The sequence below is a fragment of the Mesorhizobium sp. M4B.F.Ca.ET.089.01.1.1 genome, assembly GCF_004022605.1.
Taxonomy (GTDB): Bacteria; Pseudomonadota; Alphaproteobacteria; order Rhizobiales; family Rhizobiaceae; genus Mesorhizobium; species Mesorhizobium abyssinicae.
The window spans coordinates 1-14,495 of the sequence record NZ_RZOS01000110.1; the positions used below are offsets into that span (position 1 = coordinate 1).

At 66.9% G+C, this 14,495-nt stretch carries 14 protein-coding genes; 10 read left to right on the plus strand and 4 right to left on the minus strand.

Annotation, left to right across the window (positions count from 1 at the left end):
* The 6 genes from EN780_RS13215 to EN780_RS13245 form a co-directional block, all read left to right on the plus strand.
* The coding region (locus EN780_RS13215) for an ABC transporter substrate-binding protein (RefSeq protein WP_133372613.1) at positions 1–1,265 on the plus strand (1,265 nt) is incomplete at its 5' end.
* Between the two features lie 261 nt (positions 1,266–1,526).
* Positions 1,527–2,513 carry an ABC transporter permease gene (locus tag EN780_RS13225; protein WP_128274192.1) on the plus strand — a complete coding sequence of 329 codons (987 nt, stop codon included), beginning with the start codon at positions 1,527–1,529 and terminating at the stop codon, positions 2,511–2,513.
* On the plus strand, positions 2,510–3,340 hold the full coding sequence (locus EN780_RS13230; protein ID WP_127312004.1) for an ABC transporter permease: 831 nt from the start codon (positions 2,510–2,512) through the stop codon (positions 3,338–3,340). The genes EN780_RS13225 and EN780_RS13230 overlap by 4 nt, the downstream gene beginning before the upstream one ends.
* Positions 3,337–4,344, plus strand: a complete 1,008-nt coding sequence (locus EN780_RS13235; protein ID WP_187331320.1) for an ABC transporter ATP-binding protein — start codon at positions 3,337–3,339, stop codon at positions 4,342–4,344. Before EN780_RS13230 ends, EN780_RS13235 begins: the two co-directional genes overlap by 4 nt.
* Positions 4,341–5,120, plus strand: coding sequence for an ATP-binding cassette domain-containing protein (locus EN780_RS13240; protein ID WP_127312005.1), 780 nt, complete (start codon positions 4,341–4,343; stop codon positions 5,118–5,120). The genes EN780_RS13235 and EN780_RS13240 overlap by 4 nt, the downstream gene beginning before the upstream one ends.
* Entirely contained in the window at positions 5,117–5,623 is a 507-nt protein-coding gene (locus EN780_RS13245) for an L-2-amino-thiazoline-4-carboxylic acid hydrolase (RefSeq protein WP_128274194.1), read from the plus strand. Before EN780_RS13240 ends, EN780_RS13245 begins: the two co-directional genes overlap by 4 nt.
* A 24-nt stretch (positions 5,624–5,647) precedes the next feature.
* Here EN780_RS13245 and EN780_RS13250 read toward each other — a convergent pair whose 3' ends face one another.
* From EN780_RS13250 to EN780_RS13265, 4 genes are read right to left on the minus strand one after another with little or no spacing between them, the layout of a single operon-like run.
* Positions 5,648–6,949, minus strand: coding sequence for an FAD-binding oxidoreductase (locus EN780_RS13250; RefSeq protein ID WP_128274196.1), 1,302 nt, complete (start codon positions 6,947–6,949; stop codon positions 5,648–5,650).
* Between the two features lie 2 nt (positions 6,950–6,951).
* Complete coding sequence (locus tag EN780_RS13255; protein ID WP_127311873.1) at positions 6,952–8,337, minus strand: glutamine synthetase family protein; 1,386 nt, start codon at positions 8,335–8,337, stop codon at positions 6,952–6,954.
* A 4-nt stretch (positions 8,338–8,341) separates the two neighbouring features.
* Positions 8,342–9,625 (minus strand): glycosyltransferase, encoded by a 1,284-nt coding sequence (locus EN780_RS13260; RefSeq protein ID WP_128274198.1) that lies wholly within the window; start codon positions 9,623–9,625, stop codon positions 8,342–8,344.
* A gap of 12 nt (positions 9,626–9,637) precedes the next feature.
* Positions 9,638–10,576: a GntR family transcriptional regulator gene (locus tag EN780_RS13265; protein WP_127285924.1), complete on the minus strand. Its 939-nt coding sequence runs from the start codon at positions 10,574–10,576 to the stop codon at positions 9,638–9,640.
* 228 nt (positions 10,577–10,804) lie between these two features.
* Here EN780_RS13265 and EN780_RS13270 point away from each other — a divergent pair, with 228 nt between their 5' ends.
* From EN780_RS13270 to EN780_RS13290, 4 genes are all read left to right on the plus strand, one after another.
* Complete coding sequence (locus EN780_RS13270; RefSeq protein ID WP_127285925.1) at positions 10,805–11,866, plus strand: spermidine/putrescine ABC transporter substrate-binding protein; 1,062 nt, start codon at positions 10,805–10,807, stop codon at positions 11,864–11,866.
* A gap of 101 nt (positions 11,867–11,967) precedes the next feature.
* Complete coding sequence (locus EN780_RS13275; protein WP_127312151.1) at positions 11,968–12,810, plus strand: ABC transporter permease; 843 nt, start codon at positions 11,968–11,970, stop codon at positions 12,808–12,810.
* Between the two features lie 183 nt (positions 12,811–12,993).
* Complete coding sequence (locus EN780_RS13285) at positions 12,994–13,785, plus strand: ABC transporter permease (RefSeq protein WP_127394250.1); 792 nt, start codon at positions 12,994–12,996, stop codon at positions 13,783–13,785.
* A partial coding sequence (locus tag EN780_RS13290; protein ID WP_128274202.1) for an ATP-binding cassette domain-containing protein occupies positions 13,782–14,495 on the plus strand: 714 nt, incomplete at its 3' end. The genes EN780_RS13285 and EN780_RS13290, both read left to right, overlap by 4 nt.

Genomic DNA, 14,495 nt, shown 5'->3' on the forward strand with positions numbered 1-14,495 from the left:
CCTCCGCCGACGTCGCCTTCTCGGCGCTGCAGCTGTGGAAGCCGCTGCAGAATCTCGGCCGCACCGTGTTCAAGGATCTCAGCGCGGTCGACACGCCGAACGAGCTGACCGCCGTGTTCAAATTCGCCAAACCGACGCCGTTCCAGCTGATCCGCAATGCGCTGCCGGCGCTGTCGAGCGTCGTGCCGAAGCATGTCTATGAGAACGGCAAGATCGAGGAGAACCCGGCCAACAACGCGCCCGTCGGCACCGGCCCGTACAGATTCGCCGAATACAAGGCCGGCCAGTACTACCGGCTGGCGAAGAACGCCGACTACTGGGGCAAGGACGAGCCCTATCTCGACGAGATCGTCTACCAGGTGCTCCCCGATCGCACCTCGGCGGCCGCGGCGCTCGAGGCGGAAGAGATCCAGCTTGCCGCTTTCTCCGCCGTGCCGCTCGCCGATCTCGACCGCATCTCCAAGGTGCCGGGCCTGAAGGTGATCACCAAGGGCTATGAGGGGCTGACCTACCAGCTCGTGGTCGAGATCAATCATCGGCGCAAGGAACTCGCCGACCTCAAGGTGCGCCAGGCGATCGCCCATGCCATCGACAAGGACTTCGTCGTCAAGACGATCTTCCTCGGCTATGCCGCCACCGCGACCGGCCCGGTGCCGAAGAACGACCCGCAGTTCTACACCGCCGACGTGCCGACCTATGCCTTCGATGTCGCCAAGGCCAATGCTCTTCTCGATGAGGCCGGCTACAAGAAAGGCCCCGACGGCAATCGCTTCTCGCTGAAGCTCCTGCCGGCGCCCTATTTCAACGAGACCAAGCAGTTCGGCGACTATTTGCGCCAGGCGCTCGCCGCCGTCGGCATCGACGCCGAACTGGTCAACAACGACTCTCCCGCGCATATCAAGGCCGTCTACACAGACCATGCCTTCGACCTCGCCGTCGGCCCGCCGGTGTTCCGCGGCGACCCGGCGATCTCGACCACCATCCTGGTGCAGAGCGGCATCCCGGACGGCGTGCCCTTCTCCAACCAGGGCGGCTACAAGAACGCGGAGCTCGACGCGCTCATCGCCAAGGCATCGGAGACGCTCGACACCACCGCCCGCACCGAGCTCTACAAGGAATTTCAGAAAAAGGTCGCCGCCGACCTGCCGCTGATCAACGTCGCCGAATGGAGCTTCATCAGCGTCGCGCGCGATACGGTCGGCAACATCGCCAACAACCCGCGCTGGGCGGTATCGAACTGGGCGGACACCTATTTGGCGGGCTGATCCCATACTTGCGCATCGACAGCTCGGGTGCTCAGCTTCGAGAATGAGAGCTCCTTCGCGCCCCCCTCTGTCCTGCCGGACATCTCCCCCACAAGGGGGGAGATTGGCGGCTTTGGCGCCTCGCACTTTCCTGCAGCGTTGCAGGTTGGCGAAAGCCGCGGTGCCAGCTGATCTCCCCCCAAGTGGGGGAGATGTCCGGCAGGACAGAGGGGGGCGCCGTAGAACTCGGCGTTCATGGCTTGGCCTTGGAGCGGCTTCGCCATGACCCGCGCCCTCGCCCTCATCCGCCGCCGTCTCGTCGGCAGCGTCTTTGTGCTTTCGATCGTCATCATCGGCACATTCCTCCTGCTCGAAGCTGCCCCTGGCGACGCGGTCGACGCCTACATCGTCTCGACCGGCGGCGACGCCGGCCTGATCGAGGTGCTGCGCCACCGCTGGGGCCTCGACCAGTCGGAACTGACGCGGCTCGCCAACTATCTTTGGGCGCTCTGCCATCTCGATCTCGGCCAGTCCGTCACCTTCTCGCGACCTATCCGCGACGTCATCCTCGAACGCCTGCCCACCACGCTGATCCTGATGGGCAGCGCCACCGCGCTCTCCTTCGGCCTCGGCTCGGCGCTCGGCATCTATGCCGGTGCAAAGCCCGGAAGCTTTCGCGACCGCTTCCTGTCGATCGGCTCGCTGGCACTCTATGCCGTGCCTGGCTTCTGGCTCGGCCTGGTGCTGATCGTCGTCTTCGCCGTCGACCTGCGCTGGCTGCCGATCGGCGGCATCGAGACCATCGCCTCCGCCAAGACCGGCCTTTCGCGGGCCGCCGACATCGCCACCCATCTCGTGCTGCCGGTTTCGGCGCTCGGCTTCATCTACCTCGCGCTTTACCTGCGCATGATGCGTGCCGGCATGGCCGAGGCCTGGCGGCAGGACTTTGTCCTCGCCGCCCGCGCCAGGGGGCTGTCGCGCCGACGCATCGTGCTTGCCCATGTCGCCCGCAACGCGTTGCTGCCGCCCATCACCATGCTCGGCCTGCAGTCGGCGCAGACGCTGGGCGGCAGCGTCGTCATAGAAAGCGTCTTTGCCGTACCCGGCCTCGGCCGTTTGGCGCAGGAAGCCGTCGCCGGACGCGACACGCCGCTGCTGCTCGGCATCATTCTCACCAGCGCCGTGCTCGTCATCGTGATCAACCTCCTGGTCGACCTTGCCTACGCCCTGCTCGATCCGCGCGTCGGCGCCAGTGAGGCCGGCGCATGAGCCGGCTGCATCGTTTCCTTCGCAGCCCGGAAGCGATCGCCGGAACTGCGATCCTCGCCTTGCTATTCGCCATGGCGCTTACCGCGCCGCTGCTCTTTCCCGGCGACCCGCAGGCCATCGCAGGCCCGGCATTGCTGCCGCCATTCCAAGACTGGTCGCTGCCGCTCGGTACCGACCGGCTCGGCCGCGACGTGCTGGCCGAACTGTTCCACGGTGCCCGCACCTCGCTGGCCGTCGGGCTGTCGGCGGCGGGCGCAGCGCTCCTGATCGGCGCGGTGGTCGGCACGCTGGCCGGTTTTGCCGGCGGCCTGATCGACGAGGTGCTGATGCGCATCACCGATGCCTTCCAGACCGTGCCCGGCTTCCTGCTGGCGCTGGCCTTCGTCAGCATCGTCGGCCCTTCGCTTGGCGTGGTCGTTGCCGCCATCGCGCTCGGTGCCTGGACCGGACCGGCGCGCGTCGCACGCGCCGAGGTGCTGTCGATCCGCGAGCGCGACTATGTCGCCGGCGCCCGCGTCATCGGCATGCATCCGCTCGAGATCGCCTTTCGCGAAGTGCTGCCCAACGCGCTGCCGCCGGTGCTGGCGCTGTCCTCGGTGATCGTCGCGGCGGCGATCCTGACGGAAGCCGCCCTGTCCTTTCTCGGCCTGGGCGACCCCAACCGCGTCACCTGGGGCGCCATGATCGCCGAAGGCCGCGCCGTCTTGCGCACCGCGCCCTTCCTGTCGATCATTCCCGGCATCGCCCTGGTGCTGACCGTGCTCGGCGTCTACCTCGCCGGCGAAGGCGTCGTCGAGACGACGGCGGTGCGGAGAAGCCTGTCGTGACGGCGCTGCTTTCGATCCGCGATTTGACGGTGAGCTATCGCGGCGATGGCCGCGAGGTGCCGGCGCTGAGGGGCGTGAGCCTTGAGATCGAGGCCGGTGAGCGCCTGGCGATCATCGGCGAGAGCGGCTCGGGCAAGAGCACCCTGGCGCTGGCGATTGCGGGGTTGTTGGCGAGGGGTGCCAGGATTGGAGGTGCGATCGAATGGGCGATGCCGAATTTGCAAATGCCTCATTCCTTCGCGCCCCCCTCTGTCCTGCCGGACATCTCCCCCACAAGGGGGGAGATCAGCAGTTCCGTCGCCGGCACTTCTTTTTCAACGTCGATGATCGGCGAAAGCGGTAATGAGAAGGCAATCTCCCCCCTTGTGGGGGAGATGTCCGGCAGGACAGAGGGGGGCGCCGTAGAGCGCCGACCTCTTCATCTTGGCAGCGCAGTACCCCGCCTCGGCCGCGACATCGGCTTCGTCTTCCAGGACCCCTCCTCCAGCCTCGACCCGGTCATGCCCGTCGGCAAGCAGATCGCTGAAGTCGCCCTGACCCATCTCGGCCTCTCCTGGCCGCAAGCCTACGCCCATGCCAAAACCCTGCTCGAACGCGTCCGTCTGCCCGATCCCGACGCCTCCATGCGCGCCTATCCGCATCAACTCTCGGGTGGCCAGAAGCAGCGCGTCGCCATCGCCGCCGCCATCGCTGCCGGACCAAAACTGCTAATCGCCGACGAGGCGACCAGCGCGCTCGACACCATCGTGCAGGCCGAGATCGTGTCGCTCATCCGGCGGCTGGTCGCCGAGGACGGCATGACGCTGCTGTTCATCAGTCATGACATCGCGCTCGCCGCCGAGCTTGCCGAGCGCATCGCCGTGTTCCGCTATGGCGAACTGCTCGAGCTCGGCACGACGGCGCAGATCGTCAACGCCCCGCGCCACGCCTACACGCGCGCGCTGCTCGACGCTCATCTCGGCCTCGACGCCGGACCGCTGCGGCAGGCCGGAGCGCCGGCATGAGCCTGCTCGCCGTCTCCGGTCTCACCAAGCGCTATCGTCGCGGCGGCGGAACCGTCGCCGCCGTCGATGGCGTTGCGTTTGCGATCGAGCCCGGCGAGACGCTGGCGCTTGCCGGCCCGTCCGGCAGCGGCAAGTCGACCATCGCGCGGCTGGTACTCAGGCTGACCGAGCCGGACGCCGGCACCATCCAGTTCGAGGGCGCAGACTTCCGCTCGCTGGGCGGATCTGCCCTGCGTGCGAGGCGCGCGCGCCTGCAGATGGTGTTCCAGGATCCGCTCGCCGCCTTCAATCCGCGCGCCACCGTGGCGCGTGTCTTGGACGACCCCTTGCGCATTCACGGCATTGCCTCGCGCACAGAGCGCCCGCGCCGCATCGCCGCCCTGCTGGAGCGCGTTGGCCTTGGCGCCGATCTCGCGCCGCGCGCCATCCACGAGATCTCCGGCGGCCAGCGCCAGCGCGTCGCCATTGCCCGCGCCATCGCCACCAAACCGTCGCTGATCGTGCTCGATGAGGCCGTGTCGGCGCTCGACGTATCGGTGCGCGGCCGGATCCTGGACTTGTTGCTCGACCTTCAGGCCACGGAACGGATCGCCTACCTTTTCATTTCGCACGATCTCGGCGTCGTCCGCGCCGTCGCCCACCGCCTCGTCATCCTCGATGCCGGCCGGGTCGCCGAAAGCGGCGATGCCCGTGCCGTCATCGGCAATCCGCAATCGGCGATCGGCAGGGCGCTGGTGGCGGCGGCGCCGAGATTGAACAGGACCACCGCACCATGACCGACCCCGACGTCAGAGCCGAAAAACTGTCCCGCGAGCTCGATTCCGCTTTCCGCAACCGGGCCGATCTCTACCGTCTCTTCCTCGACGAACTGACGGCCGAACTCGGCGCCGAGAGAGCCGAGGCTGTCATGATCCGCACCATCGAGCAGCGCGGCAAGGAAGTCGCAGCCGCGGCTTTCGCCGATTTCGGCCCCAACGATGCGCCGGCGATCGGCGAGGCGTTTCTGGCCGTCAGCCCGGATGGCGGCCGCATGTACCCGACCGATGTCGAGCGCAACGCGACCCACATCGCCTTCAAGGTGAAGCGCTGTCCGCTGAAGGACGCCTGGTTCGAGGCCGGCGTCGGCGAGGAGAAGCTCGCCACGCTCTGCCGCATCGCCGGCGCCTTCGACCGCGGCCTGTTCGAGGCGACCGGCGTGCGCTTCGCCAACGTCACTTGGACGCCAGGCCACGGCTCCGGCTGCTGCCACATCGCGCTGACCAACAGGGATGCCGGTTAGCCAGCTTGCCGTCGTCCCGCGCGCTCAGTGCTTGATGCGGTCGCGCATCGCATACCAAAGCATGCCGAGCACATAGAGCGGACCGCGCAGCGCCGTGCCGCCGGGGAACGGCAGCGGGCTAAGCGTCGAGAACAGGTCGAGCCGCGAGGCGTCTCCCGTGATCGCCTCGGCCAGCAGCTTGCCCGACAGCGTCGACAGGATGACGCCCTTGCCGGAATAGCCATGCGCGAAATAGACCTCGCCATAGTGCCCGACATGCGGCAGGCGCGACGTCGTCACGGACACCAGCCCGCCCCAGGCATGGTCGATGCGGCAGCCCTTCAGTTGCGGGAAGGTCTGTTCCATATGCGGCCGCACGAAGCCGGCAATGTCGGCCGGCGGCGACGGCGTGTAGCGCTCGCCGCCGCCGAACAGCAGCCGCCCATCCGCCGACATCCGGTAGTAGTTGACCACGAAGCGCGTGTCGGACACCGCGACGTTGGCCGGGATCACATTGCGCTTGCCCTCCAGCGGCTCGGTGGCGACGATGTAGTTGCCGACCGGCATGATGCGGCTGTTGACGCGCGGCTCCAGTCCTTGCAGCAGCGCGTCGCCCGCCAGTACGACATGCTTCGCCCGCACCGATCCTGTCGCCGTCGAGACCCTGATCGAAGGCTCCCGCTCCAGCCGCGCGGCGACCGAATTCTCGTGGATGGTGACACCGGCCGCGACGGCCGCGCGCGCAAGCCCAAGCGTGTAGTTCAGCGGATGCATATGGCCGCCGAGCGGCTCGTACATGGCGCCGTGATAGGGCGTGTCGACTTTGCCGCGCGCTTCCGCCGCCGACAGGATCTCGACGTCGCGGAAATTCATCACGCGGGCCAGGCACTCGGCCTCATCTTCCAGGTCCTTGAGGTCGGAACTGTTCACCGCGCCGACCAGATGGCCGCTGAGCCTGAGGTCGCAGTCGATGGCGTGCCGCTCGATGATGTCGAGCACCAGCCCGCGCGCCTCGAAGGCGAGGTCGAACAGCGCCTTCGCCCGTTCCGGTCCGAAGGCCTTGACCAGGCCCTTGGCGCCCTTGCGCAGGCCGGGGATCATCTGGCCGCCATTGCGGCCCGATGCGCCCCAGCCGATCTTGCCGCCTTCGAGCAGCACCACCTTCAGCCCGCGCTGCGCGGCGTGGAGCGCCGCCGACAGCCCGGTGCAGCCGCCGCCGACCACCACAAGGTCGGCCTCGATATCGCCGATGAGCGCCGGATGATCCGGCGCTGGATTGGCGGTGGCGACATAGTAGGATTTGCCGATATCGAGACCGGAATTGAAACCCGTCGAACTGGAAACCATGGTCACACCTTGAGCAAAAGGTGGTCGCGTTCCCAGGACGTCACCACGCTCTGGAACAGGTCGAGCTCGACGCTCTTGACGCGCAGATAGGTCTGGAAGAAATCCTCGCCGAGCAGCGCCCGCACCGGCGCGCAGGCGGTGAAACGGTCGAGCGCCTCCTCCATGGTCTTCGGCAGCGTGCTCTTGATCTTGTAGGCATTGCCCGACGCTTCCGCCGAGCGCGCGATCTTCTCCTCCACGCCGAGATAGCCCGCGAGCAGCGAGCCGGCGATCGCCAGATAGGGATTGGCATCGGCCCCCGGCAGCCGGTTCTCCACCCGCCGCGCGGCGCGGCCGCCCGCCGGCACGCGCAGGCCGCAGGAGCGGTTGTCGTGCGACCATTCGATATTGGCCGGCGCGCTGTGGTTCGGACGAATGCGCCGGTACGAATTCACGTTCGGCGCAAACAGCGGCATGATTTCCGGAACATATCTCTGCAAGCCGCCGATGAAGTGGCCGAACATCGCGGTGTCGGCATCGTCGCCGCCGGCAAACAGCGTGTTGCCAGCCTCGTCGACAATGGACATGTGCAGATGCATCGAGGAGCCGGCCTGCGCCGCGATCGGCTTGGCCATGAAGGTGGCGTGCATGCCGCTCGCCTGAGCCGCCTGCCTGGTCAGGCGCTTGAACAACAGCACCTTGTCGGCCAGCGCCAGCGCATCGCCATGCAGGAAGTTGATTTCCAGTTGCGCCGTGCCCGACTCATGGATCAGCGTATCGAGCGGCAGCTCCGCGGCCGCCGCATGCGCGTAGATGCGCTGGATCACCGGCTCGAACTCCTCCAGCGCCGCCATGTCGTAGGGATGCTGCACGCTTTCGGCGCGGCCGTTGCGCCCGGCCGGGGCGGTCAGCGGCTGGTCCGGATCGGGATTTGGCGCGGTGAGATAGAATTCGAGCTCCGGCGCCACCACCGCCCGCCAGCCGCGCTGGCGATAGAGATCGAGCACCGCCCGCAGGACGTGACGCGGCGAGGCCATCCACGGGCGGTCGTCCATGTGGAAGGCATCGGCAAAGACATAGGCCTTGCCAGGCCCGCCGCCGGGCGCCAGGCAAAGTGTCGAGACATCCGGCACCATGCGCATGTCCGGGTCCGAATAGGCGAAGCCTTCGTCGATCGAGCCGGAATAGCGGCCGTCAATGCTGACCAGGAAGGCGCTGCTCGGCAGATAGAGCGCGCGGTCTTCCAGCGCCTTCAGGAATTTCGCCGCCGGCAGCGCCTTGCCGCGCAGCACGCCGTTCATGTCGGGCACCAGGCATTCGACTTCGCTGATCGCGTGCGCGGCCAGCCAGCTTTTCGGATCGTTGGCGCCGCTCGTCGGCGGCAGGGTCGTCAGGTGGTTTTCAGGCATTTGGTCATGTCCGTATCAAAGAGAGGATCGCTTCGGCGGCCACATCCGTTCCGGGCTTCAGCGCCATCTGCGCTGCATTGTCCTTCAGGCGGGCGCGCATCGCATCGTCGGCCAGCAGGCCGAGGATCGCTCGCTCCAGTACTCCTTCGGTCCAGCCATCGCGGCCGATATGGTTGCCGACGCCGGTCTCCTCGGCGCGCCGCGCATTGTCGTGTCCGTCCCAGCAATAGGGCATGATCAGCGACGGCACGCCGAAGCGAAGCGCCTCGCAGAAACTATTGTTGCCGCCGTGATGGATGAAGAGGTCCGATTTCGCCACCACCGAGGGCTGTGGGAACCAGGCGCCGAGATAGACATTGTCGGGCACCGCGCGATAGGCATCGCGCAGGCCGCCGACATTGACGATGAAGCGTGCCGGCAGCCGGTCGAAGACGGCAAGCATGCGCTGGATCAGCCCGACATCCATGGCGCCCAGGCTGCCGAAGCTGAGATAGACCAGCGGCCCGCCGTTGCGCGGAAAGACCGGCACCTCGAACGGCCCCTCGGAGCGGACGCAGCCCTCGAGATAGGTGAAGCGCGCGGGGTCGAGCGGCTCGGCGCGTTCGCGGCGCACGATGGCCGGCGTCAGCAGCAGGTTGAGATCGGGCGATGCCTCCAGGAACAGGCCCCTCGGCAGCGGCGCGAGGCCTGAATCGGCGCGCAGCCGGTTGAACCGTTCATGCGCCGGGGCGACCGCCGCGAGATAGCGCGCCTCGAAGGCGGCGCGCCCGGGGTCGTCGGCCGCAAGGCCGGAAAGATAGGGCGGCACCTCGGCGTCGGGCAATTCCGTCTCGGCGCAGGAGACGACGCGCACCCACGGGCAGCTTGCGCCGGCGATCGCCGGAAACATGATGACATTGTCGAGCACGACGGCGTCGGGCTTCAGCCGCGCCAGCAATTGCCTGAGCGGCGCCTCGGCCTGGGCCGCCGTGTCGACGATCGCCTGCCATGTCGGCGCGACATAGGTTTCGAGCTGGTCGACCGGGCTCAGCCGGAAATGCGGCAGGTGTCGGCGCACGAAAGCCTGCCAGTAGCTCTGCCGCTCGCTGTCGCTCAGCGGGTCGTTGGTCGGCAGCTGGTATTCCTGAAAGCCGTAATCGGCAAAGACGCCGGAGAAGCCGGCATGGCAGATGAAGACCGGCCGGGCGCCCCTGGCTCGCAAGGCCTGCGCGATGCCGACGCAATTGAGCGCCGCGCCGAAGCTCGCTTCGGGAAACAGCGCTATGGTCGGGCTGGCTTTGCGCGTCACGATGGTCCTCGGTCAATCCGGCCGGCTGATCATGCCGAACAGCGCCGGCGCGCCGCGGCTCGCCGCCCGTGGCCGCTGGCTGCGCGACAGCCTGAGATGCACACGCAACAGATCGGCCGCAACCTCATACTGCCAGCTTTCCAGATGGTCGAGTATGGTGAGGTGCTCGCGCAGCGACTGCTTGAGCCGGAACACGTTGACGCCCGCATAGATGCCGGGCAGCCGGCGTAACCGGAGATGATCGGACAGCGCGTCGGTGATGAACCGGTTGGCCGAGCCGTCGGCGATCATGCCGTGGAACTCGATGTCCAGCCGTTGGAATTCCCTGGTGTCGAAGGCCGCATCGGGCTGCGCCATCAGCGCCTCCATGCCCTGCCGAAGCGCCGCCGCCCGCGCGCCGTCGAGGCTGAAGCCCGGCGTCAATATGGCGGCGGGTTCCAGCAGCAGCCGGAAGTCGTAGCTCTCGCCCTGCGCCTCGGGATCGTCGGGCGCCCGGCGAAACAGCCAGGACTGGCCCGGCGCGCGGTCGACGAGATTCTCTTCAGTCAGTCTCTGAAGCGCTTTTAGTACCGTCTTGCGTTCCGCATCGTAGCGCCGCATCAGCCCGCTGACGGTTACCGTCTGGTCCAGCCGCCGCGCCGAGCGGTCGCGCAGGATCGCCTCGGCCAGTTCGTCTTCCTCCGCATTCGGCAATTCGGTGGCGACAGCCCTTTGCGCCGCGAGGTCGATGGCGAGGCGGTAGCCTGTGGCTGCTTCCCAGCGCACCACGCCCTGTTCGGTGAGCAGGCGCAGCGCCGCCCGCACCGGAGTCCGCGAAACGCTGCAGAGCGAGGCGATCTGTTGCTCGGGAAGGTGGGCGCCGGGCGCGAAGCCGCGCTGCCTGGCAACGTCCAGGATGCGCTGCGCGAGATCGAGATGGTTGGTGCGAGGTCGCCTGGCTGCCGCTTGCATGACTTGTTCTCGTGGATCGGTGCGACCCCGGTTTGGCCGATCGTCCCCGCCGAGGCAATCGGCCAGATTCCGGAGCCGCCTGCCAAATTATGGATTGACGTACTTTTTTCTGCAATAGTACTGTCACTGCAATCGGCAACAAAAGACCGGGGAACAGGATCGAGCCGCGGCGGGAACCGCGAATGCCGGTCCGCCAACGAATTTGACCAACCGGAATGGGAGACTGTCATGACCACCGCCCTGCGGCATCGTTCGTTCAGAACGTCTTCAATCGCGCTCGGCTTCGCTCTGGCGCTTTCGGCGCCGGCGGCCGCCGCCGACCTCGTCATCTCCAACTGGGACGGCTACATGGCGCCCGACGCCATGGCCGCCTTCAAGAGCGCGACCGGTGTTGCCGGCGAGGTCGTGGTCCACGCCACCAATGAGGAGATCATGGGCAAGCTCGTTGCCTCCGGCGGCAAGGGCTATGACGTGGTCTTCGTCTCCTCGCCCTTCGCCGAGGTGCTGAACAAGCTCGGCCTGACCGAGCCGATCGACCATGCCCAGGTCCCCAACCTCGCCAATCTCTATCCAGAAGCGACCAAGCTGCCGCACGATGTCGGCAACGCCTTCTCGGTGCCCTACACCTGGGGCACGACCGGCCTCTGCTATCGTTCGGACCTGGTCAAGGCCGCGCCGACCAGCTGGAGCGACCTGCTGGCGCCTTCCGACGACCTCAAGGGCAAGACCACCATGCTGGCGACCGACCGCTGGCTGCTCGCCGCCGGCCAGCTCGACAAGGGTTTCTCCGTCAACGAGACCGATCCGGCCAAGATGGCCGAGGTCAAGGACCTGCTGATCTCGGCCAAGAAGACCCTGCTCGCCTATGACGACACCACCTTCTATTCGAAGCTGGTGTCCGGCGAGGCGCTGCTGGTGCAGGCCTGGGACGGCTGGTGCAACTACGGCATCGCCGAGAAACCCGAGATCAAATACGTCATCCCGAAGGAAGGCTCGGACCTCTGGGTCGACACGATGGTGGTGATGAAGGCTTCCGAGCACAAGGACGCCGCCTTCAAGTTCATCAACTTCATGCTCGACGCCAAGAACCACGCATGGGCGGCCCAGAACATCGACTACAAGGTGCCGAACAAGCCGGCGATGGAGAGCCTGCCGGCCGACTTCCTGGCCAAATTCCCCAACATGGCGATGCCGGTGGCCGACCTCGTCAAGTTCGAGCAGTTGCGCGACGTCGGTGACGCCCAGCGCGACTATTCCAAGATCGTCAGCGAGATCAAGGCCGCGCAGTAGGCGCTTGCAGCCCAGAGACAATGGCCGATGGCGGGCTGTCGCCGTCGGCCGCTGAGCGGTATCGAAAATTGTCCCAGACCAGACTTCGCTCCAACCTGCTGATGGCGCCGGCTTTGGCCTGGCTGACCGCGCTCATGGTGGTGCCATGCGCGCTGGTGCTGGCGCTCGCCTTCTTCCGGCGCGGCATCTATGGCGGCATCGAATACACTTTCACGCTGGAGAATTTCAGCCAGGTCCTCGACCCGCTCTATGCCGGCATCTTCCTCAATTCGGCGCGCATCGCCGGCACCGCAACGCTGATCGCGGTCATCATCGGCTACGCCGCTGCCTATGCGATATCAGCAGCGCCCCGCCGGCTGCAGCCGGTCTTCCTGTTCTTCGCCGTGCTGCCGTTCTGGTCGAACTATCTGATCCGCACCTATGCCTGGATCGTGCTGCTCAACCGCGAAGGCCTCGTCACCCAGTTGCTGCGCTGGATCGGCTACACCGGCGAGCCGCCGTCGATGCTCTACACCGAGGGCGCCGTCATCGCCGGCCTGGTCTACAACTACCTGCCCTTCGTCATCCTCGCCTGCTACGCGCCGCTGTCGCGCCTCAACCCGGAGCTGGCGGAGGCCTCGCGCGACCTCGGCGCTTCGGCGCTGACCACCTTTCGCCGCGTCATCCTGCCCCTGACGGTGCCGGGCATCGCCGCCGGCGCGGTCTTCGTCTTCGTGCTGTCGATCGGCAATTTCGTCACCCCCGCTCTGCTCGGCGGCGGCCGCTTCCAGATGATCGGCAACCTGGTCTACGACCAGTTCCTGACCGCAAATGACTGGCCGTTCGGCGCCGCTCTCGCAATGGCGCTGATCGCCATCATGCTCGCGGTGCTGATGGCGCAGGCTTTGCTTGCCGACCGCGCCGCCGGCCGAACCAGGGAAGCCGAGGGAGGCGCCGATGGCTGAGCGCTGCCTTGCTTCTGTCTCCCCGTTCACGGGGAGAAGGTGCCCCGAAGGGGCGGATGAGGGGCGGCGCCAGCCTTTGCGACGCTCAGCGCTGCCCCTCATCGGCCTGCCGGCATCTTCTCCTCGTAAACGGGGGGAAGGAGGCTGTCCGGCCACTCGCCTCCTGACCGTCGGAGGGCAGCCATGACGTCATCGCCTGCCCGCCTTCTCGGCCTGCGGACGATCCTCGTCCTCGTCTTCGCCTTCCTCTACATCCCGATCGCCGTCCTGGTGGCGCTCTCCTTCAATGCGGGCGGACTGCCGACGGCATGGTCCGGGTTTTCGCTGAAATGGTACGCCTCGCTCGCCGGCAATACGGCGATCCTGCAGGCAGCGCTGAACACCCTGATCGTGGCGCTGGTTTCGACCGCCATCGCCACGCTGCTCGGCACGCTGCTGGCGATCGGCATCGAGATGCGCCGGCAGTACGGCAAGGGTCTCGAGGCACTGATCTTCGCGCCGATGATCATCCCCGACATCGTGCTCGCCATCGCGCTGCTGTCGTTCTTCTCCATGCTTGATGTCACCATGGGCCTGCACACCATCATTCTCGCCCATGTCGTCTTCAACCTCGCCTTCGTCTGCTCGGTGGTACGCGCGCGGCTGAAGAGCTTCGACTGGTCGATCGTCGAGGCCTCCGCCGATCTCGGAGCCTCCGCGCTCACCACCTTCCGGCGGGTGACGCTGCCGGTGATCCTGCCGGCGGTGGTCGCCGGCGCGCTGCTCGCCTTCACGCTCTCGGTCGACGAGTTCATCATCGCCTTCTTCACCGCCGGGGCCGGGCGCGCCTCGACCACGCTGCCAATGCAGATCTATTCGATGATCCGCTTCGGCATCACGCCGGAGATCAACGCCCTGGCGACCATCGTCATGGCGGTCTCGATCACCGCGCTCACCCTTTCGCAGCGGCTCAATCGTGGGGTCATCGGCCAATGAGCGAACCGCGCACGCTGCTCCGGATCGATCGCGTGTCGAAGAATTTCGGCCGCGTGAGGGCCGTCGACGGCATTTCGCTCGACATCCGCGAGAATGAGTTCTTCGCCCTGCTCGGTCCCTCCGGCTGCGGCAAGACCACGCTGCTGCGCATGCTGGCCGGCTTCGAGACGCCGAGCGACGGCCAGATCCTGCTCGACGGCCGCGACATCGCCCGCACGCCGCCCAACAAGCGGCCGGTCAACCTGATGTTCCAGTCCTATGCGCTGTTTCCGCACATGAGCGTCAGGGCCAACGTCTCCTACGGCCTCGAAATGGAGCGCCTGCCGGCGGCCGAGATCCGCAGCCGCGTCGACGCCATCCTGGCGACGACCGAGCTCGTGCCTTTCGCCGACCGCAAGCCGGAGCAATTGTCTGGCGGCCAGAAGCAGCGCGTCGCGCTCGCCCGCGCTCTGGTCAAGCGGCCGCGCCTGCTGTTGCTCGACGAGCCGCTCGGCGCGCTCGACAAGAAACTGCGCGGCGCCATGCAGCTCGAATTGAAGCGCCTGCAGCACGAGGTTGGCATCACCTTTGTCATCGTCACCCACGACCAGGAGGAATCGCTGGTCATGGCCGACCGCATGGCGGTGCTGAAGGATGGCAGGCTGCTGCAATGCGACACGCCGCACGCGATCTACGAGCATCCTTCCGACCGCTTCGTCGCCGACTTCATC